Origin of the sequence: Salinivibrio sp. IB868 (genome assembly GCF_001995655.1) — a bacterium.
GTDB lineage: Bacteria > Pseudomonadota > Gammaproteobacteria > Enterobacterales > Vibrionaceae > Salinivibrio > Salinivibrio siamensis.
On the sequence record NZ_MUEW01000018.1, the window covers coordinates 1 to 26,662 of the forward strand.

The window sequence follows — 26,662 nt, forward strand, 5'->3', positions numbered from 1 at the left end:
GTATTGAAAAGTATCTTACGTAATTTTTTTTCATAAAAATAAGGTGTTTTAGAGTAAAAACGCCAAAGATCAGGTGGATAGTGACCAAAAAAAAGCCGATAAAAATATCGGCTTTCGGTATAAAACGACAGAAAGGTCAATAAAAACCCTGAACTTAGTGGGCTTCTCCCCAGTTATCCCCGAAACCGGCTTCGGCAATCAAAGGGACATCCAAGTCAGCCGCTGATGCCATCAATTTCCGTACTTGGCTTTCAACTTTGGACATTGATGACGTTTTGACTTCCAACACCAGTTCATCGTGAACTTGCATCACTAGGCGAGCATCATCCGCCGCATTGGCTTGAATCCATTGATCAACCAGTATCATCGCACGCTTGATAATATCGGCGGCGGTTCCTTGCATCGGCGCATTGATTGCCGCGCGCTCTGCCCCTTTACGACGCATGCCATTACGCGATTTAATTTCTGGCAAATAGAGGCGACGACCAAAAATGGTTTCCACATAGCCTTTTTCCGCTGCTTGTTCACGGGTGCGGTCCATGTAGGCCTTCACGCCTGGATAACGCTCAAAGTAAGTATCCATATAGCTTTGTGCTTCATGGCGACCAATCCCTAATTGACGAGATAAGCCAAAGGCACTCATGCCATAAATCAGGCCAAAGTTGATTGCTTTGGCGCGGCGACGCTGTTCACTGGTGACTTCATCGAGGCTTACCCCCATCACTTCCGCTGCGGTGGCGGCGTGAATATCTTTGCCCTCACGGAAGGCTTCTAGCAAGGCTTTATCACCGGATAAGTGCGCCATAATCCGCAATTCGATTTGCGAGTAATCGACCGCCAAAATGGTGTGATCCGGTTCCGCGGTGAAGGCTTCTCGAATACGGCGACCCTGTTCGTTACGAATAGGGATATTTTGTAAGTTCGGATCGGTGGACGATAAGCGCCCTGTTGCAGTAACGGCTTGATGATACGAGGTATGCACACGGCCGGTTTGCGCATTGATCATGCGCGGCAACTTGTCCGTGTAAGTCGATTTGAGTTTTGCCAACCCACGGTATTCCAGAATCCGCGCTGGCAGCGGGTAATCGAGTGAGAGCTCTTGCAGCACTTCTTCATTGGTTGAGGGGCTGCCTGATGGGGTTTTCTTTACCACCGGTAGGCCCATTTTCTCAAACAAAATCGCTTGTAGTTGCTTGGGCGAGCTTAAATTGAACTCCTCACCAGCAATCTCAAACGCTTCACGCTCAAGCTCAATCAAGCGAGTATGTAGTGCCTCTGATTGGGTCGCCAACTTGTCTTTGTCGATTAGCACACCATGACGTTCCATACGCGACAACACGCTGACTAACGGCATCTCATAGCACTCAAAAATGGTTTTCAGTTTCTCGTCACTGGTGACTTTACCAATCAGGTATTGGTGCAAACGCAACGTAATATCGGCATCTTCCGCCGCATAAGGTGCCGCTTGCTCAAGAGGAATTTGATTAAAGGTCAGTTGTTTCTTGCCTTTCCCCGCTATCTCTTCAAAGCTAATGCAGGTGTGCTGCAAGTAGCGCTCAGCGAGGCTGTCCATGTCATGGCGTCCCGCGACACTGTTGTAGACGTACGACTCGAGCATGGTGTCATAGGCAATCCCTTTTAAGGTGATCCCGTGACGCGCAAACACACTGGCATCATATTTCAGATTCTGGCCAACTTTCGCCGCTGAAGGGTCTTCCAACCAAGGGCGTAACACCTCCAGCACTTCATCCAGCGATAACTGCGCGGGCGCTTCCAGATAATCATGAGCCACGGGTACATAGGCCGCTTCACCTGGCGCGACGGCAAATGAAATCCCAACCAGATTGGCTTCCATATAGTTGAGACTATCGGTTTCGGTATCGACCGCCACCACCTCAGCGTCACGAATTTTCTTCAGCCAAGTGTCTAGTGCGTCCCGCGTTAATAGCGTTTGGTAGCCACTACGGTCAATCGTGGTCGCTTGCGAGATAGGTTCATCAGACACCACTTCTTCCGGCGCATCACCTTCATCCAGCTCTTTGAGCCAGCGGCGGAATTGCAAATCACGATACATGGTCACCAAGGTGTCATTATCAGGCGCTTGCTTGACCAGCTGTTCAGGGGTGAAATCGAGCGCTACATCCAGTTTAATCGTAGCGAGTTGATATGACAGGTAAGCGGCTTCTCGATGCTCAGTCAATTTCTTCGCCATGCTTTTGGCGCCGCGGAAGCTGAGCTCAGCAATCTTATCAAGGTTGGCGTAAATATCGTCCAAGCCACCTAGATTGGCAATCAACGCGGTCGCGGTTTTATCGCCCACACCCGGTACGCCAGGAATATTATCGACTTTGTCGCCCATCAGAGCCAGATAATCAATAATATGCTCAGGGCCGAAACCATACTTCTCACGCACCGCCTCAGGATCCATCACCACATTAGTCATGGTGTTGATTAAGGTGACATGCTCATCCACCAACTGCGCCATGTCTTTATCACCCGTACTGATAAGCACCGGCATCCCCGCTTTCGAGGCTTGAGTGGCGAGCGTGCCGATAACATCGTCGGCTTCCACGCCCTCTACCGCCAGTAAAGGCAAGCCCATCGCGTTGATAATCTTGTGCAAAGGTTCAATTTGCCCGCGTAGATCCTCTGGCATCGGTGGACGGTTGGCTTTGTACTGCTCGTACATGTCGTCACGGAACGTCTTCCCTTTGGCATCAAAAATCACCGCCACATGCGAATGCGGGTACTGTCGCAACAGGCTGCGCAGCATATTCACCACCCCAAACACCGCGCCAGTGGGTTCGCCTTGGCTATTAGTGAGATTGGGAGACGCATGGTATGCCCGGTAAAGATACGAAGAGCCATCCACAAGGATTAACGGATTGTCGGGAAGAGTTGCCATATCAGAATATTGATCGCCAGTTAAACACGTTAGCCGTTAAGCATGCCACGAGTCTCGACCCCTGTTAACCATGGTTTTTCCCACAAGGTCGCCAATCTGTGGATAACTTTGTTGGTAATTATTTTATAGGATTTTGATTTTGTCTAAACAAGCATGAAAAATTGATTTTTTATTAAATAAAAACATCAACTTAAATAAAAAAACAGGATCTAGATCTTGATCGAAAAAGGATCCTGTGGTGTGGAAAAAGAAATCGCTATCGGTGTCAAAGGTTGCAGAGAAAGTCATCACAAACTGCGGAGATAATCACCAATTTATCTTGCGATCTTGACTACTATTTCGCATAAGCCCTTGGCCAATGCGACACTGTCAAACGCCATTAAGCGTAGACGATGCTTTATGCATTGCCCACTCTGATTGCAATATTGTAAATGCCGATACAAGGAGAGCGTCATGAAAAAGGTTGCTGTGATCTTATCTGGCTGCGGCGTGTTTGACGGTGCCGAGATCCAAGAAACTGTGTTATCCCTACTTGCCCTTGAGCAAAACGATGCCCAATGGCAGTGCTTTGCGCCAGATATCGATCAGCACCATGTCATTAACCATCGTACTGGCGAGGCGATGAGCGAAACGCGTAATGTGCTCACTGAAGCCAGCCGCATTGTACGTGGAGATATTCTTCCGCTGACCGATCTGAACGCCGATGACTTCGACGCCTTACTGGTTCCCGGGGGCTTTGGGGCAGCGAAAAACTTGTCGGATTTTGCCTACAATGGCGATCCGGTTCAGGTGCACCAAGATATGTTTGCGGTGTGTCAGGCCTTTGCCCGTTCCGAGAAGCCTGCTGGCTATATGTGTATTGCCCCTATTATGATCCCGCAGATCTACCCGAAAGGCGTCAAAGGCACCATTGGTAATGAGCCCGATATCGCCGCCGCCTTTAACCGTATGGGCGGTGAACATATAGAGTGTCCGGTATCGGATTATGTGTTAGACCAACGTCACCATCTGCTTTCCACCCCCGCCTATATGCTCGCGACATCCGTCACTGATGCGGCCGTTGGTATCAATCGTATGGTAAAAAAATTGGTTGAGCTCGCCTAAGCCACGCTCATCCACAAAGAGACAAAGAAGAGAAAAGAAAAAAGCGACGCCGAGATGGGCGTCGCTATAACAAGTGAGCGCAAAGTCAAAGCTGTCTTAGTAACAGTTTGCTGGCCCCAATACACTGGAAGCAATGTGAGCAATGTCGTGCCTTCAGCGCTGAGCATGTGGGCTTGGCCCTGAAGACAAGTTAACAATAACCATTCTCATTACCGTTTTCAACACTTAATTGAGAATCTTTTTCATTTGTTGATCTTGTGCGCAGACTCTCTCACTGTCATCAAACTGTCATTGCACCCACAGCCATCACACCAACAACCCAGGTTCGAAAAGCCCTTGCCCAGAAAAGAAAAAAGCGACACCCCGAGAGGTGTCGCCTAGCAAAAATAGGCTAACTTAATCACTGTCTGATAAGCGCCCCGCTAATACACTGGAAGCAATGTGAGCAATGTCGTGCCTTCAGGGTTAAGCATGTGGGCTTGCCCTGAGTGCAAGTTAATAATAACCATTCTCATTATCGTTCATCAAGAAGAAAATGCGATTATTTTGCATTCACTGCTCAATTATTGATCTTCTTCTCAAAATAAAGGCGATAGTCAGCAGGCTGACCCTTTTCCTCCAACGCCACAATCTGATAGCCATGACAAACCAGCATGCACACCATCGCGGTAAAGCGGTTGCGTGATTTAACCGCAAGCGTTTGATAACCCGACTCATCAACCCACGCTTCTTGAGCCTTGAGTAGCGCTTTCGCCACCCCTTTGCCACGGGCCGCTTTGGTCACTCCGCCGAGCCAGCTATAAAACTGGGTCTCACTGGTGGCATAGCCTATTTTCGCCCCCACAGGCTCACCGTGTAGATATCCCACCAATACCAATGCCGTGCGTCCGGCTAATCGCGCGTGGCATTGCTCCAAGGATACACCCGCATCCAACTCGGGCACGCTGTTAAGCACCGTTACCGCCTCCTCTAAGTGCCCAGCACGAATTTCCATCTCACCTCCCCGCATTGATGTAAAAAAAGAGCCGCGATGCGACTCTTTATTCTGCTACTAATTAGGACGTTTGCTGTACCGTCGCCGACGGCGTCACCTGTGTGATTCGTCGAATAATCAAGTTGAGTAACACCCCATACATAGGAATAAACAGCCCCAAGCTAATAATCAGCTTAAAGGCATAGTCTACCAAGGCAATTTCAACCCAATGCTCGGCCATAAAGGCATCCTGGCTTTGGTAAAACGCAATCGCAAAGAACGCGAGCGTGTCTGACGCATTACCAAACAAGGTAGAACAACTCGGCGCGACCCACCATTGGCGTTGCTGGCGTAACCGGTTAAACACATGAATATCTAAGATCTGGCCGAGCAGATAAGCCATAAAGCTGGCAATCGCAATTCGCGCAACGGTGAGATTAAACGTACCCAGCTGTTCCATGCCTTGATAGCTGCCTTGGTAAAACAAGACGGATAATACGTAAGAAATCAGCAGCGAAGGTACCATGACCAGCAAGATAATACGGCGTGCCAATGCTGGACCATAGATCCTGACCGTTAAATCCGTCGCCAAGAAAATAAACGGAAAGGTAAACGCTCCCCACGTGGTATGAAACCCCCATACCGTAAAGGGGATCTGCACCAAGTAGTTGCTGGAGGCAATGATCAGTAAATGAAAAATCACGAGGTAGCCCAGCGCTTTACGCTGCTGAGCAAGAGAAAAGTGGCTCATAGTGCACCTTTTTGTTATTGGGGGCGAGGGAACCCAAAAAACTTAGCTACCTGTCTGCAGGTAGCGCGAGGTGGCGAATTATACAGCAATCAATCGACGGTGCCAGTGCAATTTAGAGAGGCGGATGACGCGTCCACCAGCGGCGCAAAAAGCTAATCACCTCGTCGCCCTCCTCATCCAGCGCTTCTAACCACACGCTCTGGGTATAATGTGCCGCTTTAAGCATCAAGCGCGTGCCTTCAAAATCAATCAGCCAGGTCATCATGTCAGCGTCTTGTTGCCACTCAAGCACAGAGGCTGCGAGGGTTTCTAACAATGGCTGACAGACTTCTTTAGCATTATCCGCATCCAGCTGCGGCTGATAAAACGCCAAGGCGCCGTCGGACGCCATCAGTTGCCAGTTACTCGGTACCATAACCAAATTCACTCACACTGAGATGATCATCAATTAAGTCCAAAAATGCATCGCCGAATTTTTCTAGCTTGCGCTGCCCCACGCCACTCACCGCCAGGAGCTCTGCTTGAGATGACGGCAGCATCTCGGCCATTTCCATCAAACTGGCATCGTTAAATACCACGTAAGGCGGAATATCTTCTTCGTCAGCAATGGCTTTCCGTAACTTACGCAGCTTGGCAAACAGTTTTTTATCGTAATGGCGCTGGCTCAGCTTGTTGGCTTTGGTGCGAGGGCTGAGGCCAATACGCGGCACCGCCAGCTCGAGGGCAATCTCGCTGCGCAGCAATGGTCGCGCTTGTTCGGTCAACTGCAGCACCGAACTACGGGCAATGTTTTGCACCAGATAACCGCGGTGGATCAATTGGCGAATAATACTCACCCAGTATTCATGGCTCCACTCTCGCCCGATGCCATAGGTAGAGAGCTTGTCGTGACCATGATCTTTAATGCGCTGATTTTGCATCCCGCGCAACACTTCCACCACATATCCAACCCCGAAGCTTTGGTTAACACGGTACACGCACGACAGCGCTTTTTGTGCTTGTTCGGTGCCATCAAAATGGGTGGGTGGGTCGAGACAAATATCACAGTTGCCACAAGGGGTTTGGCGATGCTCGCCAAAGTAGTTTAGGAGCACTAAACGGCGACAGGTTTGCGCTTCAGCAAACGCGCCCATCGCGGTCAGTTTATGGCTTTCGACCTGCTTTTGGGGCCCATCCGGCTTTTCTTCCAAGCAGCGATGGAGCCATCCCATATCGGAGGGGTCATACAACAACACCGCTTCAGCCGGCAGTCCATCTCGCCCTGCTCGGCCGGTTTCTTGGTAGTAAGATTCAATATTGCGCGGCACATCATAGTGCACCACAAAGCGGACATTGGGCTTATTGATCCCCATCCCAAACGCCACAGTCGCCACCACAATGTTGACATCGTCACGTTGAAACGCCTCTTGCACAGAGCCGCGCGCCTCAGTGCTCATTCCCGCATGGTAGGCAGCGGCGAGCATATTGTTATCACACAGTTTTTGAGTGACCTGCTCAACCCGCTTACGGCTATTGCAATAGACAATCCCTGATTGGCCGCGTTGACCGCTCAGAAACTGCACCAATTGCGCCAAAGGTTTGTGCTTTTCCAGCAAGGTGTAGCGAATGTTAGGGCGGTCAAAGCTACCCAGATGCACCAAGGGATCGTGCAGAGCAAGGCGGGATAAAATATCCTCGCGCGTGGTGGCATCCGCGGTGGCTGTCAGCGCCATCACAGGCACATCAGGAAAGTGCTGTTTGAGCTGGCCTAAAGAGGCATATTCGCGGCGAAAGTCATGGCCCCATTGGGAAATACAGTGCGCTTCGTCGACCGCAATCAACGCCAGTTGCCACTCCGTTAAGCGATGGATAAAGTCGCGCCCTAACGCGCGCTCAGGCGACACATAGAGTAGCTTCACCTCCCCCTGATTTAACGTGCGCAAGGTGTCCGCTTGCGCCTCAGGCGTCATCGCTGAGTTTAAACACGCCGCGGCAACACCATTGGCATTAAGCTGGTCAACCTGATCTTTCATCAATGAAATCAAAGGTGAAATCACCACGGTCAAGCCAGTGCGCACCAACGCAGGGATCTGATAGCACAGTGATTTCCCGCCCCCGGTCGGCATAATCACCAAGGCGTCACGCCCCGCAATCGCCGCATCAATCACCGCTTGCTGACCCTCGCGGAACTGGTGATAACCAAACACTGCTTTGAGTACCTGATGGGCAGGACTCATGGCAGGATCAGCGGTAGCGACGTCAGTTTCGGTTGACGCATCGGCATGGGCGGGGGTGGCGGACATAATCAAGCTCATTACTCAAACTGGCGCTCATTCTACCGACACCCCGTAAGCGATGAAACCCTGAGCACAGAGAAAGGTGCTTGCGCCCGCCCTTACAACTTGTTACATCTAGGCAACATGCACACGTTCGTGTTCATCCCTGACCGACACTTATAACGAGACTGCGCTGTGATTCCTGATCCAAAACGCACACGCCAAGGCGTGTTACTGGCCCTTGTGGCCTACATTATGTGGGGTATCGCCCCCATGTACTTTAAAACGGTCAACCATATTCCGGCGCCGGAAATTTTAGCGCACCGGGTATTGTGGTCGTTTGTTTTTTTGGCATTACTGCTTTTTTTCACCCGTCGTTTTTATCAGCTCAAGCCGATTATCCGCGAGCCGAAAAAGCTGTTGATGTTGATGCTCACCTCTTGCTTTATTGGCTGTAATTGGCTGATTTTTATCTGGGCGATTGTCAATAACCGCATGCTAGATGCCAGCCTTGGCTACTACATTAATCCACTGGTGAACGTAGCGCTGGGGATGATCTTTCTTGGTGAGCGTTTCCGCCGTCTACAGTGGCTTGCGGCCGCGCTAGCGTTGGTAGGGGTATTAGTACAACTGATCACCTTTGGTTCACTGCCTTGGATTGCGTTGGTGCTGGCCAACAGTTTTGCGATTTACGGCTTACTGCGCAAAAAAATCAATCTCCCTGCGGTGCCGGGTTTGTTTGTGGAGACCTGCACACTCTTGCCCGTTGCGCTGATTTATCTGTGGCAGTTTGCCGATACACCCAGCGCCAACCTGCTCGATAATCCCATCAGCCTGAATATGCTACTGGCCGCTGCCGGTTTGATCACGACGGTGCCTTTACTGTGCTTTACCGGCGCCGCCACCCGCTTACCCTTGACGGTATTGGGCTTTTTCCAATATATCGGCCCCAGCTTAATGTTTTTACTTGCCGTCGGCTTGTATGACGAACCCTTTACCCCAGATAAAGCCACCACCTTTGCCTTTATTTGGGCCGCCTTGGCGATATTTAGCTTTGATGCCTATCGAGCGAAACGACAGCAAGAAGCCAAGATAGAGACCACGCCTTTGTCAGCAGGAAAATCAGGATGAATGAGTTCGCTATTCTCGCCACGCTGGCGGGGGTACATATGGTTGCGCTGCTCAGTCCCGGGCCCGACTTTGCCTTGGTGCTCCAAAATGCGACCCGTTATGGCCGTGCCACTGGCTTGGCGATTGCGCTGGGGTTATCGCTCAGTATTTTGGCGCACACAATACTGAGCATTACCGGCATCAGCCTGTTGGTACATCAGCACCCGCAACTGTTTATGTGGGTGCAGGTGGCAGGGGGCAGTGTGCTGATGTATTTAGGTCTTAGCGCGATTAAAGGTTTGCTCGCCGCCACCACAGCGCCAGTGCAAACCGCCAATGATGCGCCTGCGGTACGCGGCCAAAAACAGGCCTTTTGGAAAGGGGTGCTGACCAACCTTTTTAATCCGAAAGCCTTGGTGTTTTTTATTTCGTTGATGAGTACCTTGGTGCCGGCCAGCATGTCTGCCAGCGGCAAAGCCATGGCCGTGGCGGTGGTGTTTCTGCTCTCATTAGGCTGGTTTTCGTCACTCGCCTGGCTGCTATCAGGCAGTCGCGTACAGCAAGTGCTCACCAAAGTCGCCCCAGTTATCGATGGCCTGTGTGCGTTGTTGTTTTTGCTGCTAGGTGGCGCGGTCGTTTGGCAAGCCGGCGTGTTCGGCTAACGATGCAGCTGAAAAACGCAGGTGATAGGATAAATACCAACACGCCCAGCCGAGGCTGGGCGTTTTTTGGCGTTAACCGGTCGAGCTTAAAGCGCTTCCAGTTTGGCGTACTGAGTCACCAACCACTTAATCCCTTCCCCATTAAAGGCAACTTGCACGCGGCTTTGTCCGCCACTGCCTTCAAAGTTGATGATGGTGCCTTCACCAAATTTAGGGTGTTGAACCCGCTGACCCAAACTAAACCCGGTTTGGTTAAAGTTCTCCTGAGTCTGCGTTTTGGAAAAACGGCCACCGCTTGCGGCAGGGCGTGAGACATTGGCACGCATCCGCACTTCTTCCAAGCAGGCCTCGGGCAGCTCACGAATAAAGCGCGAGATCTTATGGAACATATCTTTGCCGTACACACGGCGCATTTCTGCGTAGGTCAGATAGAGCTTTTCCATCGCTCGCGTCATGCCGACATAGCAAAGGCGACGCTCTTCTTCTAAGCGGCCCGCTTCTTCGGCTGACATCTGGCTGGGGAACATACCCTCTTCCACCCCGACCATAAAGACTAAGGGGAATTCGAGGCCTTTGGCACTGTGTAAGGTCATCAATTGGACCGCATCATCAAACTCGTCCGCTTGGCCTTCACCGGCCTCAAGGGCGGCATGGGCCAAGAACGCCGACAGCGGTGTCATCCCTTCCGCTTCCGCCTCTTCAGGAGGCGTAAATTGGCGCGTAGCCGTCACCAACTCTTCCAAGTTATCGACACGCGCTTGCGCTTTTTCACCTTTTTCTTGCTCGTACATGGCGCGCAAGCCGGAGTGACGGATCACCGCATCGGTTTGTTGATACAGTGCCATGTCACGGGTGTCATCTTCTAGCGCATTGACCAGCTCGATAAACCGGCCCAGCGCATTGGCTGCGCGTCCTGCCAGTGCTTTTTCTGCCAAGATTTGCTCGGCCGTGTGCCATAAGGTTTGGCCACGATCGCGCGCCGCGCCACGAAGCGTCTCAAGGGTGCGATCACCAATCCCCCGAGTGGGCGTGTTTACCACCCGCTCAAACGCCGCATCGTCATTGCGATTCGCCATCAAACGTAAATAGGCCAGCGCATCTTTGATTTCCTGACGTTCGAAAAAGCGCATGCCGCCGTAGATACGATAAGGGAGACCGGCTTGAATTAAGGCTTCTTCCAGCACCCGAGATTGGGCGTTGTTGCGGTATAAAATCGCGCTGTCGGTGAGCGCGCCGCCTTCGTCTTGCCAGGTTTTGATTTTCCCGACCACAAAACGCGCTTCATCCAGCTCATTAAAACCGGCATACACAGAGATGGGCTCACCCTCTTTGCCCTCGGTCCACAGGCTTTTGCCCATCCGGTCGGCATTGTTTTCAATCAGGGTGTTCGCCGCTTGCAAAATCGTACTGGTTGAGCGGTAGTTTTGCTCCAAACGAATGGTCTGCGGGGTGGTGAAATCATCCAGAAAACGCTGAATATTTTCGACTTTCGCGCCACGCCAACCGTAAATGGATTGGTCGTCGTCACCGACAATCATCACATGCGCCTGTTGGCCGGCCATCATACGCAGCCACGCATATTGGATGTTGTTGGTATCTTGGAACTCATCCACCAAAATGTGCTGGAAACGCGCTTGGTAGTGTTCGCGGATCACCGCTTTATCGCGCAATAACTCTAACGTTCGCAGCAAGATCTCGGCAAAATCCACCAAACCGGCGCGATCACAGGCTTCTTGATAAGCCTGATAAATCCGCAGCCAAGTACTTTCAACCGGATCATGGCGGGTATCAATGTGCTTGGGGCGCAAGCCTTCATCTTTTTTGCCATTGATATACCAACTCGCTTGCTTGGCGGGCCAGTGTTTTTCATCCAAGTTTTGCGCTTTAATTAACCGACGTAGCAAACGCTGCTGATCGTCTGAATCAAGAATTTGGAAGTCTTGTGGCAGGTTGGCGTCTAAATAGTGGGCACGGAGAATACGATGGCAAATGCCGTGGAAGGTGCCACACCACATGCCAGAGGCGGTGCCTTGCATCAATTGCTCGATACGACCGCGCATTTCCGCTGCCGCTTTGTTGGTGAAGGTGACCGCCATCACCGAGAACGGCGATGCCTCTTCGACCCGCATCAGCCAAGCCATACGATGAACCAGCACCCGGGTTTTACCACTGCCAGCACCTGCCAACACCAAATGGTTGCCGAGCGGCGCGGCCACGGCTTCACGCTGTTTGTCGTTGAGTCCGTCAAGAAGAGTTGATACGTCCATCGCCACCTGCCATTTTACTGGGTATTTATACACTGGTTAGCGATTATACCAGCTCGCCACTAAATTGCGCGCCCGATCCCGACGCAACTTTTTTAAACAATAATTCAGCAGGTTAGCCACCAGCACGCAAAAAATCGCTTAAGTGGTGAAAGATTGCGCAGTGTTTTCCTATCTTGGTTTATATGCCCACCACCAATCAGTGGGCTGATAACACCAACACGGAACAAGAAGAGGAAGCATGATGAAACATACTAACCTAGCGGTTGCCGCCGCTGTCACAGGATTGCTGGCCGTAGGCGCGACCACACTCACTAGCGCACCGGCCCATGCGGCAGAAAAAGAAAAATGCTATGGCGTCGCCAAAGCCGGACAAAATGACTGCGCCACCAACACCAGCTCCTGCGCGGGCACCTCCACCGAAGACGGCCAAAAAGATGCGTTTGTGATGGTACCAAAAGGCTTATGCGATCGCTTAGCCGGCGGCAGTACCTCGTCATCGTGATATGGCGCGCCCGGGCTAACCCCGGGCTTTGTCATTTGACTACAAGGAGCAACCATGGATGAGGCAACCGTTTTGACCGGCGTGGGGCTCAGACAACCACATCTCGCCTACTTCGACCAATATCGCCCAAAGCTTGGCTGGTTAGAAATTCACAGTGAAAACTATTTCCGTCCCCACCGTCCTGCCTTCTCAACCCTGATGCGGTTACGTGAGGATTACGCCATCAGCTGTCATGGCGTGGGATTATCGCTGGGGAGCGACGAGCCGCTTGATCGGGCACATTTAGACAAATTGTGTACACTGGTCAAACACGTCGAGCCACTGTTTGTGTCTGACCATTTAAGTTGGAGCCGGATAGACGGGCAGCACTTTCACGATTTACTCCCCCTCCCTTACACCGAGCAGGCATTGCGGGTGTTTTGCACCAATGTGCAACAGGTTCAAGACGCGCTGCAGCGTCCTCTGCTGATTGAGAACCCATCGAGCTATTTAAGCTTTGCTCAGGGTGACTACCACGAATGGGACTTTCTCGCCGAAGTACACGCTCGCACGGGCTGCGATTTACTGCTCGATTTAAATAACGTTCATGTCAGCGCGTTTAACCATGATTTCAGCGCCAGCACCTACCTTGACGCGATTCCCGCCCATGCGGTGAAAGAAATTCACCTTGCTGGGTTTACCGTCAAACACACCCCCGCAGGAGAAATTTGGATAGACACCCATAACCAGCCGGTTAGCGAGGCGGTGTGGACGCTCTATCAACAGTGGATTGACCGCCACGGCCCTCGCCACACCCTCATTGAGTGGGATAGCGACTTGCCCGCGCCCGAGCGATTGTTAGCAGAAGCAGCCAAAGCCCACCACCGACTGGCTCGACATAAGGAGGCGGTATGACGCTGGCAACCTTGCAGCAGGCCTTTGCTGCCACATTGCGAGATGACCCTCAGCCGCTGCCGATAAAAGATGGTCGCGTTGCCGCTGACAAGCGATTGCAGATTTATCGCAACCATTATGTGATCACCCTCACTGACACGCTAAAATGCGTGTATCCCAAGACCTGTGCACTACTGGGTGAGGCGTGTTTTGATGCGGTAGCGCGTCATCATGCGATGGTGCATCCCCCGCAAACCGGGGTGATGGAAGACTATGGCGCACAGTTCGATGCGACCTTGCGCGCCCTGCCCAATATTATCGAGCCCGTGCCTTGTTGCGCCGAACTTGCCCGTTTTGAGTGGGCGCAAGTGGTGCTCACTCTCACCCCTCCCTCTCCGGCGTTTGAAGGCAGCGCGCTCGCGTCGCTAAGCCCTGAGCAACAAGCGCAGGTTTGTTTACCGCTCAACCATCAAGCGCGTCTATTTGAAAGCGACTACGCAGTCAGTGACGTGTGGCAAGCGATCGCCACGGAGCAGTTCGAAGGCTTGGTGGTCGAGAAGCCGCAAGCTTTATTACTGGTTGCTAACCAAGACAAGGTGCATTGGTACGCGCTCAATACCCATCATGTCAGTGTGCTCAACGCCTGCCCACACACTCCATTAGGCGCCCTGTCAGAGACGCAACTGGCATGTGTGTCTGAGCTCGCGGCCATGAATGCATTTACCACCCCAACGACTGCCTGCAATGCTAAGGAGTAAGCCATGTGGCTAACCACAATCAATCACACCTTCGCCCGCGCGCTTACCCCACTGCAACCGCTACTTCTTCTGGTGGGTCGCGTCTATGTAGCGTGGATTTTTTTTCAATCCGGGCTGATCAAATACCAAAATTGGGACAGCACCCTATACCTGTTCGAGTATGAGTATCAAGTGCCGTTGCTGCCGTGGCAGCTGGCCGCTTATTTAGGGACCGCGGCGGAGCTGATTTTGCCGATATTTGTTGCTTTGGGCCTGCTCGCACGGCCAATGACGTTGGCGTTATTTGTGTTCAACATCGTCGCGGTCGCCTCCTACCCACTGCTATGGGAGCGTGGCTATGATGACCACATTATGTGGGGCGTGATCTTGTTGGTGGTCAGTGTGTGGGGGCCGGGTTGGCTTAACCTCGATAACTGGCTAACCCGCAAACCAAGCGGCACCCATTAGCGGTGCCGTTGCTGAATAAGGGTATCGAGCTCAGATAAATCGTCGATCGCCACATCCGGTAAGGTGCGTCCTTTATGCATCATGGGGGATTGGCGCTCTGGGCGGATCCAACATGCTTGCATGCCCGCTTGGCGCGCGCCAGCTACATCCGAACTTAAGTGATCGCCCACATGTAAAATACGCGCCGGGGCGATGCCTAAGGCCTGCGCAGCTTTATCAAACATCTCTGGACTCGGCTTGGCCGCCCCGTGTTCACCGGCACGGAAAATATGCTGGAAAAACGGCGTCAGGCCAATCGCATCGGTGTCGACGTTACCGTTGGTGATGGCCACCAATGGCAGTTTCTCGGACCAGGCTTTTAAGTAAGCCAAACTTTGCGCCGGCGGAGTAAAGTCACTGCGATATCCGCAAAAGAAGGTGGTCGCCGCTTGGGCTTGTGCGCGCGCCTTCTCCGCAGTTAAACCAACATGTTCACCGGCAAGCGTCAGCTGGGCAACCCGCATCGCGGTAACATCAAAGCGTTGGGCAGGGTTCTGGTCACGGGCTTGGCGGCGAAATCCCGCAAGTGTGGCTTTATCAAGCGCGGCGAGCGGCGGGCAGTGCTCACTCAAATAGTCGTTTAGCGCCGCCTCCGCACGTGCGATCACCGGCCAGTTATCGTACAAGGTATCATCCAAGTCAAAACTCACCGCATCAAACGCGTTTAAGCGACGATAAAATTTCATATCACGACTCCGAGTTGTTTTTTTTACCTGCGCGAGGTTTGCTAGCCCCTGTGCTGCGGGCACGGGGATGCGCCGCGTCATATACTTTCGCCAAGTGTTGAAAGTCCAAATGGGTATAGATTTGTGTGGTACTTAAATCGGCATGGCCGAGCAGCTCTTGCACTGCGCGCAAATCCCCGGACGACTCCAGCATGTGAGTGGCAAAACTATGACGCAGTTTGTGAGGATTAATGTGGCTATTCACCGCCTGCTTTTGTCCCCACTCCGCCATACGTTTTTGCACGCTACGGTGCGAAATTCGCTGGCCAAGTTTAGAGATAAATAGCGCCTCTTCTGGCCCTTTGAGGAGCTGGTTACGCACTTTCAGCCAGTTCATTACCCAAGTTTTGGCCATGCCGGAAAAAGGCACGATGCGCTCTTTTTCCCCTTTACCGGTGACACGCAAATCCCCTTTACGTACCGAGACATCACGCACGTTTAAATCAACCAGCTCGGCTAAACGCAATCCTGCGCCATACATCAGCTCCATCATCGCCCGATCACGCACCGACAGCGGGTCGTCTTGATCCACCTCGAGCAGTTGATTCATTTCATCCACATCAAGGTTTTTCGGCAACTGACGCCCTTGCTTAGGCGCGGCGACCCCTTTGGCCGGATTAGCCGCGAGCTGCTCGGTGAGAACGAGGTAGTCGAAAAAGCTGCGCAGTGCGGACAGCCGCAACGCAATACTGCCCGGTTTAAGGCCATCGCGTTTGGCTTGGCTCGAAATTTGTCGCACCCAATCCGCATCCACGTCTTGCCAATGGGCGATACCCCGCGCGGTCAGAAAGTCGACAATCTTATCTAACTGGCGCTGATAATTGCGTTGCGTATGGGCACTAAGGCCCCGTTCGCTGAGCTGATATTGATAAAAGCGGTCGAGCGGGACCGTCAGTGAACGGGGAGCAGCTTGGTCAGGCGTTACCGCTGTCACTGACGCTCACCCTTTTTCGCCCATTGGCTGCATAATATGGCCAAGTGCGAGGCCAGCTGTTCGATAAAAAGGGTGTCCATGTCTGGTTGAAAGTGCCCGCCATCTGCGCTTGCAAAGCTCAACAGTCCCCACTCTTTGCCTTCCCCTTTAATCGGTACCAGCGCAAAAGAGCCTAGCTCCGGTGGCGTTGCCATCACCGCTTCTGCATCCACACGGCGTAAGCGCCCAAGATAGCAACGACGACCAGCAAAATGATGGCTTTTTAATTGATCCACCGCCTGACGCGAGATGGTCTGCAGCCCATCGATAGGCGCATATACCCGTAAACTGACGGTCAGTTGCAGTTGCTTGCTAAGTGCCGTTAACGCCGCTTGCACCGCCTGTGGCGTGTTGGCACGCAACAGTGCCTGATGCGCTTCAGCAAAAGCTCGAAACAGCGCATCGTTTTTCGCCCCCAGGCTCATCAGTTGGGTAATGTCTTCTTCCAACTCCGCCACCCGCTCACGCAGGCGCTTGAGTTGAATCTCCACCAGCGATACCGCGCCTTGCTCACCGTGTGGCACGGTCAGCTGCGTCAGCAAATCGCGATGGCGAATAAAAAAATCTGGATTGTCTTTTAAATACGCCGCCACCGCCTCGTCGCTTAGTGGCATGGTTTCCAGTGTCGAGGCTTCTACCCCATCATTCATAATTGCAATTGTCCATCAAATACATGTGTCGCTGGGCCTGTCATTGATAAGGGATGGCCCGGCCCACGCCAGCGAATGCGTAGATCTCCACCGGGTAAACTCACCGTTACTTGCTCATCCAGCACGCCTTGTATAATCCCGACCGCAACCGCGGCACACGCGCCACTGCCACAGGCTTGGGTTTCGCCGGCACCGCGTTCGTACACTCTAAGCTTAATCGCATTGCGTGAAAGGATCTGCATAAAGCCGGCATTGACCCGCTCAGGGAAGCGTTCGTGACTTTCAAGTAACGGCCCCAAGGTGTCCACGTCGGCGTGGTCGACATCCTCAACCACGGTCACCACATGCGGGTTGCCCATGCTCACGGCGCCAACAAATAAGGTCTGCTCCGCCACCCGCATTAAGTAGGTTTTCTCTTGCGAGTTGGCACGAAACGGAATTTTTCCCGGCGTGAACTCCGGCTCGCCCATGTTCACGCGTACTTGATTGTCGTTTTCAATGTGCAGCAGCATTTTACCGGCTTGGGTGCTCACGCTGATCTGATGCTTATTAGTCAGGCCTTTCATTCGCACAAAGCGCGCAAAGCAGCGCGCACCGTTTCCGCATTGCGAGACTTCCGATGCGTCAGGGTTAAAAATTCGGTAGTGGAAGTCTGTTTCGGGATCGTAGGGCGGCTCAACCACTAAAAGCTGATCAAATCCCACCCCACGATGACGATCGGCCAGACGCCGAATCAGATCCGGCGAAAAGAACGCGTTTTGCGTGACACAGTCAACCACCATGAAGTCGTTGCCCAGTCCGTGCATTTTTGCAAACTGTACCTGCATGCCAATCCTTATTCTGGTAGGCGCTGTTCAAGCTGCCATAACGACGCCAAGTTCTCGCGCTCGCGCACAAGGTGTGCCTGGTCGCCATCGACCATCACTTCGGCAGGACGGCAGCGTGAGTTATAGTTTGACGCCATCACAAAGCCATACGCGCCGGCTGAGCGCACCGCCAGCAAATCGCCTGCTTCTAACACCAGCGAGCGATTTTTACCTAAGTAGTCACCCGTTTCACACACCGGGCCAACCAAATCATAGGTTTGCGGTTCACCGTCGCGCGGCACCACGGGAATGATCTCTTGATAGGCTTGATACAGGGACGGACGAATTAAGTCGTTCATCCCCGCATCGATAATGGCAAAGTTTTTGTGCTCACTGTGCTTGAGGAATTCGACCTTGGTCAGCAACACCCCTGCATTGGCAGCAATCGCACGGCCCGGCTCAAAAATCAGCTCAAGATGACGATGATTGTCCAAACGCGCCAACAGCGCTTTGGCATATTCCGATGGCTGCGGCGGTTTCTCGTCGCTGTAGGTCACGCCTAAGCCGCCACCCACATCGAGATGGCGAATAGAAATGCCTTCATCGCCCAAGGTATCAATCAGCGCCAGCAAACGGTCAGTGGATTCAATAAAAGGCGCTAGCTCGGTTAACTGCGAGCCGATATGGCAATCAATACCTTCGACCTTAAGGTGTGGCAAGCTGGCCGCATAACGGAAGCTCGTCAGCGCTTGATCAAAGGCAATGCCAAACTTATTGTCTTTCAACCCGGTAGAAATATAAGGGTGAGTATTGGCATCCACATCGGGGTTAATACGCAGCGATATCGGCGCTTGCACACCCAACTCGCCCGCCACTTGGTTTAAGCGATCGAGTTCAGAGTGAGATTCCACATTGAAGCACTTGATGCCTACTTCCAGCGCACGACGCATCTCTGCGGCCGTTTTGCCCACGCCAGAAAACACCACTTTCGCGGGATCACCACCGGCGACGAGCACGCGCTCAAGCTCACCTTGAGAGACAATATCAAACCCTGAGCCCAAGCGTGCCAGCACATTTAATACGCCAATATTGGCGTTCGCTTTAACGGCATAACACACCAAATGCGGGTGGTCGCCCACGGCGCGGTCAAACGCGTGCCAATGGCGCTCAAAGGTGGCACGCGAGTATACGTACAAGGGCGTGCCGTGGTCGTGGGCCAGTTGGGTCAAGGGCAGTGATTCAGCCCACAGCTGGCCGTCGTCCTGATAATTGAAATAGTCCAAGGTGCTCTTCCCTGTCGTCGTTGGTTATTGATTTTGCGTCGGTTGTTGGTCCGGATAATACAGGGGCCCTTGTTGGCCACAGCCGGTCAGTGTCATGATGCCAGTGAACATCAGTAAAATGACGAGTTTTCGCATAGTGAATGCCAGTGATTATCGAGTCAATGCCCTCTATAATCGCATCACAACCATGAAAAGCAATAGGATGTAACGGGATGAACACAACGGAATATCATCAGTTGGTCGATTTACAAATGCAGGCCATTGAAGAAGGTATCGATGACTCAGGCGCCGACATCGATTATGAGAGCGTTGGCAACGTGATGACGCTGGAGTTCGATGATGGCAGCCAGATCATCATTAATCGCCAAGAGCCCATGCAAGAAATTTGGGTGGCGTCAAAAAGTGGTGGGTTCCACTTCGCCCTCAAAGACGGCGAGTGGACCTGCAGCAAAACCGGCTTGATCCTGATGGATTTAGTTCAGCAAGAGTGCAGCAAGCACGCTGGCGAACCTATTTCTTGGTGATACATGGTCACGCATAAGCGCCCGCGGCTCGGGCGCTTATGCTCACTTAAATGATGCGACTTGCCCGGTAAACCCGCCTTGAGAAGGCGGACGTGGTGGCTGCCACTGACCATCACATTTAAAGGGCAAGGCTTGGGTGTCGCCCCCGTCATCGGTGACAATCTGATAAAACTGCGGCAAATTAAAGTTAATGAAGTTCGCGCTGTAGCTGTAACGGTCGTGGGACGAGGTATAAAAACGGTTTACGCCCTGTACCATTTCGGTTTTATCCCCGCTGCACTGGCGATACACTTCCACCCGATTGTTCTCGTCGAGAATATAGAGGTTGTAACCATTGGTACAATCTTCAAAGAAAAACTGTACTAAGCCCTCGCTGGCATACGCATCCACGACTTCCGGCGGATGCACATCCTGCGGATTATCCACCACCATCACTGGCGTGCCGTTTACCTTGTTGGTGGAAATACAGCGATAAAAGTCGACCGAGTTTTCCAACCGCTGGACTGACACACCACGACGCTCAAAGAACAAACCATGAGTTTGCTTGCCGATGCGTAAGGCTTTAAAACGACGACGCTTCTCTTTTTCAACCGGCTTTAAACGTAATTCAATGCACTCAGCCACCAGTTGGTAAACCAAGTTTCGGATTAAACCGCGCATTTTGCTCGAATAACAGAACACATCGACTGACTCAGGCGGCACCGCATCCTGGTGCATTTTACCCAACATGGTTTTTAGCGCTTCCAAAATGGCATCGTCGCCACGGTAATTGAGCGTGCGCACTTCGTTCCATGAGTTGCGGTAAACGAGGTCAACACTCCCCACCAAGCAGGTTTGTTCAGGGCCATAGCTAAAAATATCGCTATTTTTAAAATCAAAGCGCATCGACGGCTTTTTGTAGGCTGATGTCGGATCGTGCTCCAGGTTGACAAACAAGGCGAGCTGACGGATTTCGCATGGGCTCGACAACGCATCCAGCGTCGGACGTGGAGGGTTGAGCGAGAAGGTATTACGAATATCACTGACCAGCTGATACAAGGTATCAATATCAACATCGGCGTCGCGTACCACGGTATCCAGGCGTGTAGACTCTGTTAGCAGCCCATTGAAAAATGCCCAAGCGACCAGCTTGGAGAGGTAGCTGTTGTGCTCAAGTGGGGCACGACCGATGATATCGACCGGATCAAGCGAGTGCTTATACAAATACCATCCCGGCGCATTAGTGCGCCCCTCCGGTACTTGAATAAAGGTGAGATCCGGTTCGTGTAAGTCTGGCGAAATTTGCGGGTTGAGCAAGGTGACTTTACCCGGCAACTCTTCAAATGCCGCGTAGAGCTTGCGGGCGAGAATGCTGATGTCTTGCGGGCTAATCGCGGATGTAATGTCGTTACGGCGCGCAAAGCGGATCAGGTTCCGATAACTTTGCATCAAAGCATCAAGCAATTCATTGTGGGCGTGCTGTACTTCCTCGACTTTCCAATGGCGACGATTATCGAGATACGCCAATGCCTGTTCATCCCAGCCCCACTCACGCGCCAATAAGCGCAGCACTTCGCGGCGCCAAGCGACCGAACCAGTCGCTGGGGACTGGGTCAATTTCTCATGGGTTTTAAGGTAAAAACAACGACGAACCAAATCTAAACGGCGCGTGTCACCAATCGACTCCAAGTAACGGGTGACTTTTTCCAGCATCAGATAATAAGCATCAGATTGATACACATCGACCCAGCCTGCATAGAAGCGGCGTTTGCCATCCACACTCAAAAGCTGGGTGCCGGGATACTGCCACGAGTAGGCCTCGAGCAAAATCGCTTTGAGCACCGACTTATACGGCGAATCAATGCTTTTATACAGCTGCCACAAACTCGAGCCAAAATATTCTTCGGCCGGGATGGTCGGCAGGCCGCCAAAATCGACCCAATCACGACGGTCAAGGCCATGTTCGGCTACCAGTGTGTCGACGTACTCTTCATAACAGCCTTCCATCTCTGGTGGTACCATGTACCACAACAGCTTTTGCCCGGCGAGTCGCATAGAGGAGCGATAAAACTCGTCCAGCAAAAGGAAATGCTGGCTGGTGCCACAGTTATCGCTGGTCATCGCTTGGGAGAGATGATGACGAAAGCGCCCCTCACAAACCACAAAAAAATTGGCTTCTATCCCTTGGCTTAACGCCCATTCCGAGATCGCCATGCATTTGGCATCAAGCTTATCGCGCTGAGCGGCCGTTACAGAGGCATCGATACACACCCAAATATCGAGATCACTGGTGAGGCTTTGCCCCATCGAGCCGGTACTGCCCATGGTATACATGCCTTTGATCGGATGGCGCTCACGACCTTCCACGCAGGCGGTTAAAGAAGAGAAGCGGGTGTTTGAGTGGATCAGGCAATCAGAGACAAACTCTCGTTGTGTCTCATCGAGCGCGTAATCAGCAATACCGAAAGGCACGCTGTCGCCACAAAACCCGGGTAATGCGGGGTGATTTAGATGTAAAAGCACTGGCAGCACATCAAAGATAGCTTGCGCCTGACGGCTCATCGCGGACCGCGCGCGATCCATTCTCACGCGGTTAAACGCTTCTATGCGCTCAGTTTGCTGTTCTACGTATGTTTGCAAGGCAATCATCCAGATTCGTTGACATCCCGGTCAACAGGTCGACGTTACTGTCTTCACCGTATCCGCCCAATTGCAGATAACAAAACGTGATCAATGTAACACTCTCGACAACTCGGGTAAAGCCAATAACCCCGATGCCTGTGTGGTGGTATCAACATCGCACTATAGGTGCTTTTTGAGACCAATATCAACTTTTTTGCTCTACTACCTTAGTCGTAAGTCAGCCATATTGCCGCCTTCAGATCTCATTATTTGCGCAAATAATACGCTATCGATCACATTTTTTCACCTATATGACCATAACGCCGTCATAAATCGCCAAACCGCATGGCAGAGATTACGAGTCGTCCAGCGCCAATGTTACGATGGGTGTTATGAACCAAGAAGGAAAACAAACCATGTACTCAACGCCTGTACGCATTGCCACGCGCAAAAGCCCTTTGGCTCTCTGGCAAGCTGAATTTGTTAAAGACGCATTAGAGCGCTCTCACCCGGGGCTAACGGTTGAACTGGTGCCGATGGTCACGAAAGGTGACGTGATTCTGGACACGCCTTTGGCGAAAATCGGTGGTAAAGGCTTGTTTATTAAAGAGCTTGAACAAGCCATGCTCGACGGCCGCGCAGACATTGCGGTGCACTCAATGAAAGATGTCCCGGTTGAATTCCCCGAAGGATTAGGGCTGGTCACGATTTGTGAACGCGGCGACCCACGTGATGCGTTTGTCTCCAATCACTACGACAGCATTGACGACTTACCTGAAGGCGCGGTGGTAGGTACCTCTAGCCTGCGCCGCGAGTGTCAATTGCGCGAGCGTCGTCCTGATCTGGTCATTAACACATTACGGGGCAACGTGGGGACACGCCTCGGTAAACTCGATGACGGCCAGTACGATGCGATTGTCCTCGCTGCCGCTGGCTTAAAACGATTAGGTTTGAATGAACGCATTCGCAGCGAAATCCCACCAGAAGTCATTCTACCCGCCGTCGGCCAAGGCGCCGTAGGGATTGAGTGTCGCCTTGATGATGAACGCATTCGCACCTTGCTCGCGCCCTTGTCTGATGCCAGCACCACGCAGCGCGTCTTATGTGAGCGCGCAATGAACAACCGCCTAGAGGGCGGCTGCCAGGTCCCGATTGGTAGCTATTCAGACATTCAAGGCGATAAAATCTGGCTACGTGCGTTGGTCGGCGAACCTGACGGCTCCACCATTTTACGTGGCGAAGTCACGGGCCCGCTTGAAAAAGGCGAACAGCTCGGCACCGATTTGGCAGAGCAGCTTCTTGCTCAAGGCGCGCGTCAAATCTTGGATAAGCTTTATCAAGACGACGCATGACCACGGTTGTTGTTCGCCCCGAGCCAGACTGCAGTCAGTTAGTCGCCCTACTCGCCCAGCAAGGGCTAGCGGCGATCCCCTGTCCACTGGTCAGTTTTACGCCGGGGCGAGGCTTACCGTCTCTGGCCAGTCTGCTCGTCTCACTGCCTTCCGGTAGCATCTTGGTCGCAGTGAGCCCGCGCGCCGTGGCATTTGCTCATCAAGCCTTGCAACACCAAAACGGGAGGTGGCCTGTTGACTGTCACTACGTCGCGGTTGGGCAACGCACTGCCAACGAGTGGCAGGCCGTCTCAGGGCAGCCTATCTTGACCCCCACCCGAGAAGACAGCGAAGGCATGCTTACACTTGCTCCTTTTAGTGCCGTGACAGGGACGCAAGTGGTGATTCTGCGCGGGGAGAGTGGACGCGATATGATGGGGCAAACGTTACAAGCACAAGGCGCACAAGTTCACTATTGCGAGACCTATCGGCGACAATGGGCGATTGAGCCTTTAGTATCGCAAGTAGTAAGCTGGCCGCATGACGCTATCGACACAGTCGTTATCACCAGTGGCCAACAATTAGCCTACTTTGATCAACTTATCACACTGAGCGGACAGCACTGGCTGCGCCAATGCCGTATACTGGTGCCCAGTAAAAGGATTCAAGATCAAGCCACTGCGCTTGGTTTTGACACGATTACGACCGTTGACAGCGTGGCCAATGATGCACTGGTTAACACGCTGCTCAGGTTAAGTAAAACGGGACTTTCGGATGACTGACAACAAAAATACCGACACCAAACAAAGCAAGGCCACCACGCCATCTTCACCCAAGACCCACGCGACAGATGCGCCGGCGCCTGAAAAAGCCAGCCAAACCTCATCGGGGGGACGTGGCGGCATATTACTCGGCGCTATCGCCATCGCCTTAGCCCTCGGCTCCAGTGGCTGGGTATTTTATCATGGCCACCAGCAAGCCACCGTGTTGCAAAACACCGTATCCGCGCAACAATCTCATATCTCGCGCCTTGAACAAGATCTTAACCAACAAAAGCAAGCGGCAGAACAAGCGCGAGAGCAACTGAAAGCCACCACTCAAACACGTTTGAACCAGCAGGACAGCAGTTTATCTAGCTTGCAAAAAGCCGTCGCTGAAGTGAAAGGCCGACGTCCCAATGACTGGTTACTGGCAGAAGCCGACTATCTGATCCGAATGGCTGGGCGTAAAATTTGGCTCGAACAAGATGCACAAAGCGCCACTGCCCTGATGGAAGCGGCCGATCACCGCATTGCTCAGCTCAACGACCCGTCCTTGATGCCGATTCGCCAGGCGATGGCTGACGATATCACCGCGTTAAAGGCGGTGAAACGGGTTGATAGAGATGGGATTGTACTGCGCTTGACCAGCATGCAACAGCGGGTCGAAAATCTTCCGCTTGCCAGCGCGGTCATTCCCGACGCCGAGGCGGTGGACACGCCTATTGTCTCTGAGTCAGTGAATGACTGGAAAAGTAACCTCACCACTTCAGTCAAAGACTTTGTCGATAACTTTGTCACCTACCGCAAACGTGACGGCAACGTGGTGCCCTTGTTATCACCCACCCAAAGCTACTACCTGCAAGAAAATTTAAAAAACAAACTCGATCAAGCAATGCGCGCCGTGTATGAAGGCAATGATACCCTGTATCACGAAGCGCTAGAGATGGGAAAAGACTGGACACTGCGCTTTTATAATCAAGACGCCAATGCCACTCGCCGCTTTGTCGAGCAGCTTGACGAGCTGAACCAACAAACCATTGGCGTCGACCTGCCGCAAAAACTGAAAAGCCAGTCGCTAGTCAGTGATGAAATTAATACCCGACTGCGTCGAGACATTGCACCGCTGACAGGAGGCCAATCATGATTAGGTTGCTTTTGCTCGTCCTTGTGCTGGCGGCAGGGCTGGTGGTTGGCCCTCAATTAGCCGGACAGCAAGGTTATGTTTTGATCTCCGCGGCAGAACAAACACTGGAAATGAGTGTTACCACCTTGTTGGTACTGATTGGCATGTTAATCGCGGTATTATGGGCACTGGAGTGGCTACTGAGAAAGCTTTTATCCATCAGCAGCACCGCAACAGGCTGGTTATCCGGCCGTAAGCAACGCAAAGCGCGCCAACAAACCCAAACTGGCTTAATTAAGTTACGCGAAGGGGAGTGGAAAAAAGCCGAAAAACTCCTCGCCAAAGCCCGGCCTCACAGCGATGCGCCTATGCATAACTTATTGGCTGCCGCGGAGGCGGCACAACAGCGACAAAACCTGCAGGCGCGTGACCAATACCTGCAGCAAGCCGCTGATCTTAACGCCAATAGCTTGGCTCTCGCCCTGACTCGTGCGCAGCTCCATAGCCAAAGTGGTCAGCACGAAGAAGCCTTGGCCTCGTTGCGTGCGATTAAACGTCAGCATCCTCGCAACCCGGTGATGCTGGCGCTGCTAAAAGACACCTATATTCATCTAGAAGATTGGTCAGCGCTTCTTAACCTTCTGCCCACCTTGAAAAAGGCTCAACTGCTTGATCATGAGCAATTTGATGCCCTACACGAGCGAGCTGAGCTAGGTGTAATGACCCATGTCGCCAGTCAACAAGGCACCGAGGGACTGCTGGCGCATTGGAACCAACTCCCTAAAGCCAAACGCAACCAGCCTTCACTCTTAGCGGGGTTAGTCAAACATCTGGCGGCGCGCAATGCCGACTCAGAAGCCTACATTCTGCTACGCGAGGCCTTGAAAAAGCGCACCGATGATCGCTTGATTGCCCTGATCCCGACGCTAAAATTGCCAGATAACTACCCCGCGGTGGTGATGCTGGAAGAGTTGCTCACGCAAGATAGCCGCAACCCTGTACTTCACAGCGCCCTTGGGCAACTGCTTATGCAGTCGGGAAAATGGCAAGATGCGCGCAGCCACTTTGAGAAAGCCCTGGAGTATCGTGCCGACGTCACCGACTATGCGTATTTGGCTGATGTGTTGGATAAGCTTGATCAGGGAAAAGCCGCGAGTGATGTCTCACGTACAGCGTTAAAGTTAGCACTGCCTGAACAACCTCCCGCGGCATAGTATTTCCGCCAGCCGAAAAGGCCGT

At 52.5% G+C, this 26,662-nt stretch carries 25 protein-coding genes; 12 read left to right on the forward strand and 13 right to left on the reverse strand.

Translation table 11 applies throughout. The features are described from left to right. Positions 1-154: 154 nt before the first annotated feature. A complete protein-coding gene (polA, locus tag BZG20_RS14995) occupies positions 155-2,905 on the reverse strand; it encodes a DNA polymerase I (protein WP_077579511.1) in 2,751 nt (916 codons plus the stop codon). A gap of 453 nt (positions 2,906-3,358) precedes the next feature. Between polA and elbB the strand changes: the two genes are divergently transcribed. Next, the gene (gene elbB, locus BZG20_RS15000) at positions 3,359-4,009 is read left to right on the forward strand and encodes an isoprenoid biosynthesis glyoxalase ElbB (RefSeq protein ID WP_046074457.1); all 651 of its coding nucleotides are present in this window, start codon (positions 3,359-3,361) and stop codon (positions 4,007-4,009) included. A gap of 559 nt (positions 4,010-4,568) precedes the next feature. Here the strand turns inward: elbB and BZG20_RS15005 are convergent. The 4 genes from BZG20_RS15005 to recQ form a co-directional block, all read right to left on the reverse strand. Then, the gene (locus tag BZG20_RS15005) at positions 4,569-5,003 is read right to left on the reverse strand and encodes a GNAT family N-acetyltransferase (RefSeq protein ID WP_077579512.1); all 435 of its coding nucleotides are present in this window, start codon (positions 5,001-5,003) and stop codon (positions 4,569-4,571) included. 61 nt (positions 5,004-5,064) lie between these two features. Next, positions 5,065-5,733, reverse strand: a complete 669-nt coding sequence (locus BZG20_RS15010; protein ID WP_046074459.1) for a 7-cyano-7-deazaguanine/7-aminomethyl-7-deazaguanine transporter — start codon at positions 5,731-5,733, stop codon at positions 5,065-5,067. A 112-nt stretch (positions 5,734-5,845) separates the two neighbouring features. Further along, complete coding sequence (locus tag BZG20_RS15015; protein ID WP_046074460.1) at positions 5,846-6,148, reverse strand: DUF3630 family protein; 303 nt, start codon at positions 6,146-6,148, stop codon at positions 5,846-5,848. Beyond that, positions 6,135-7,949 carry an ATP-dependent DNA helicase RecQ gene (gene recQ, locus BZG20_RS15020; protein WP_198531505.1) on the reverse strand — a complete coding sequence of 605 codons (1,815 nt, stop codon included), beginning with the start codon at positions 7,947-7,949 and terminating at the stop codon, positions 6,135-6,137. The genes BZG20_RS15015 and recQ overlap by 14 nt, the downstream gene beginning before the upstream one ends. A gap of 237 nt (positions 7,950-8,186) precedes the next feature. Between recQ and rarD the strand changes: the two genes are divergently transcribed. Together rarD and BZG20_RS15030 are read left to right on the forward strand one after the other, a co-directional pair. Continuing rightward, positions 8,187-9,119 carry an EamA family transporter RarD gene (gene rarD / locus BZG20_RS15025; RefSeq protein ID WP_077579529.1) on the forward strand — a complete coding sequence of 311 codons (933 nt, stop codon included), beginning with the start codon at positions 8,187-8,189 and terminating at the stop codon, positions 9,117-9,119. Beyond that, positions 9,116-9,760, forward strand: coding sequence for a LysE family translocator (locus BZG20_RS15030; protein WP_077579513.1), 645 nt, complete (start codon positions 9,116-9,118; stop codon positions 9,758-9,760). The genes rarD and BZG20_RS15030 overlap by 4 nt, the downstream gene beginning before the upstream one ends. Positions 9,761-9,846: 86 nt before the next feature. Here the strand turns inward: BZG20_RS15030 and uvrD are convergent, their stop codons facing one another. After that, positions 9,847-12,027, reverse strand: coding sequence for a DNA helicase II (gene uvrD / locus BZG20_RS15035; protein WP_069360776.1), 2,181 nt, complete (start codon positions 12,025-12,027; stop codon positions 9,847-9,849). A gap of 241 nt (positions 12,028-12,268) precedes the next feature. Between uvrD and BZG20_RS15040 the strand changes: the two genes are divergently transcribed. Genes BZG20_RS15040 through BZG20_RS15055 form a run of 4 tightly spaced genes read left to right on the forward strand, consistent with a single transcriptional unit; the run spans position 12,269 to position 14,607 of the window. Further along, positions 12,269-12,529, forward strand: a complete 261-nt coding sequence (locus BZG20_RS15040) for a DUF2282 domain-containing protein (protein WP_046074463.1) — start codon at positions 12,269-12,271, stop codon at positions 12,527-12,529. 54 nt (positions 12,530-12,583) lie between these two features. Continuing rightward, positions 12,584-13,423 carry a DUF692 domain-containing protein gene (locus BZG20_RS15045; protein WP_046074464.1) on the forward strand — a complete coding sequence of 280 codons (840 nt, stop codon included), beginning with the start codon at positions 12,584-12,586 and terminating at the stop codon, positions 13,421-13,423. Beyond that, complete coding sequence (locus BZG20_RS15050; protein ID WP_077579514.1) at positions 13,420-14,160, forward strand: DNA-binding domain-containing protein; 741 nt, start codon at positions 13,420-13,422, stop codon at positions 14,158-14,160. The genes BZG20_RS15045 and BZG20_RS15050 overlap by 4 nt, the downstream gene beginning before the upstream one ends. A 3-nt stretch (positions 14,161-14,163) precedes the next feature. Further along, positions 14,164-14,607: a DoxX family protein gene (locus tag BZG20_RS15055; protein ID WP_046074465.1), complete on the forward strand. Its 444-nt coding sequence runs from the start codon at positions 14,164-14,166 to the stop codon at positions 14,605-14,607. Here the strand turns inward: BZG20_RS15055 and BZG20_RS15060 are convergent. From BZG20_RS15060 to BZG20_RS15955, 6 genes are read right to left on the reverse strand one after another with little or no spacing between them, the layout of a single operon-like run. Beyond that, positions 14,604-15,332: an HAD-IA family hydrolase gene (locus BZG20_RS15060; protein ID WP_157891182.1), complete on the reverse strand. Its 729-nt coding sequence runs from the start codon at positions 15,330-15,332 to the stop codon at positions 14,604-14,606. The genes BZG20_RS15055 and BZG20_RS15060 overlap by 4 nt on opposite strands. A 1-nt stretch (position 15,333) precedes the next feature. Further along, positions 15,334-16,305, reverse strand: coding sequence for a tyrosine recombinase XerC (gene xerC, locus BZG20_RS15065; protein WP_077579516.1), 972 nt, complete (start codon positions 16,303-16,305; stop codon positions 15,334-15,336). Then, a complete protein-coding gene (locus BZG20_RS15070) occupies positions 16,302-16,994 on the reverse strand; it encodes a DUF484 family protein (RefSeq protein WP_077579517.1) in 693 nt (230 codons plus the stop codon). Before BZG20_RS15070 ends, xerC begins: the two co-directional genes overlap by 4 nt. After that, a complete protein-coding gene (dapF, locus tag BZG20_RS15075; protein WP_077579518.1) occupies positions 16,991-17,821 on the reverse strand; it encodes a diaminopimelate epimerase in 831 nt (276 codons plus the stop codon). The genes BZG20_RS15070 and dapF overlap by 4 nt, the downstream gene beginning before the upstream one ends. 8 nt (positions 17,822-17,829) lie before the next feature. Next, the gene (gene lysA / locus BZG20_RS15080) at positions 17,830-19,083 is read right to left on the reverse strand and encodes a diaminopimelate decarboxylase (RefSeq protein ID WP_046074470.1); all 1,254 of its coding nucleotides are present in this window, start codon (positions 19,081-19,083) and stop codon (positions 17,830-17,832) included. 24 nt (positions 19,084-19,107) lie between these two features. Next, on the reverse strand, positions 19,108-19,218 hold the full coding sequence (locus BZG20_RS15955; protein WP_046074471.1) for a lipoprotein: 111 nt from the start codon (positions 19,216-19,218) through the stop codon (positions 19,108-19,110). A 77-nt stretch (positions 19,219-19,295) separates the two neighbouring features. On the opposite strand from BZG20_RS15955, the gene cyaY reads away from it, so the two are divergent. Then, the gene (gene cyaY / locus BZG20_RS15090) at positions 19,296-19,607 is read left to right on the forward strand and encodes an iron donor protein CyaY (protein WP_046074472.1); all 312 of its coding nucleotides are present in this window, start codon (positions 19,296-19,298) and stop codon (positions 19,605-19,607) included. 42 nt (positions 19,608-19,649) lie between these two features. On the opposite strand, the gene BZG20_RS15095 is transcribed toward cyaY, so the two are convergent. After that, positions 19,650-22,235 carry a class I adenylate cyclase gene (locus BZG20_RS15095; protein ID WP_077579519.1) on the reverse strand — a complete coding sequence of 862 codons (2,586 nt, stop codon included), beginning with the start codon at positions 22,233-22,235 and terminating at the stop codon, positions 19,650-19,652. 389 nt (positions 22,236-22,624) lie between these two features. Between BZG20_RS15095 and hemC the strand changes: the two genes are divergently transcribed. Genes hemC through BZG20_RS15115 form a run of 4 tightly spaced genes read left to right on the forward strand, consistent with a single transcriptional unit; the run spans position 22,625 to position 26,637 of the window. Next, positions 22,625-23,560: a hydroxymethylbilane synthase gene (hemC, locus tag BZG20_RS15100; protein WP_046074500.1), complete on the forward strand. Its 936-nt coding sequence runs from the start codon at positions 22,625-22,627 to the stop codon at positions 23,558-23,560. Beyond that, entirely contained in the window at positions 23,557-24,321 is a 765-nt protein-coding gene (locus BZG20_RS15105) for a uroporphyrinogen-III synthase (protein WP_046074474.1), read from the forward strand. The genes hemC and BZG20_RS15105 overlap by 4 nt, the downstream gene beginning before the upstream one ends. Beyond that, on the forward strand, positions 24,314-25,444 hold the full coding sequence (locus tag BZG20_RS15110) for a uroporphyrinogen-III C-methyltransferase (protein WP_046074475.1): 1,131 nt from the start codon (positions 24,314-24,316) through the stop codon (positions 25,442-25,444). The genes BZG20_RS15105 and BZG20_RS15110 overlap by 8 nt, the downstream gene beginning before the upstream one ends. Next, the gene (locus tag BZG20_RS15115; protein WP_077579520.1) at positions 25,441-26,637 is read left to right on the forward strand and encodes a heme biosynthesis HemY N-terminal domain-containing protein; all 1,197 of its coding nucleotides are present in this window, start codon (positions 25,441-25,443) and stop codon (positions 26,635-26,637) included. Before BZG20_RS15110 ends, BZG20_RS15115 begins: the two co-directional genes overlap by 4 nt. The last annotated feature ends 25 nt before the right edge of the window (positions 26,638-26,662 follow it).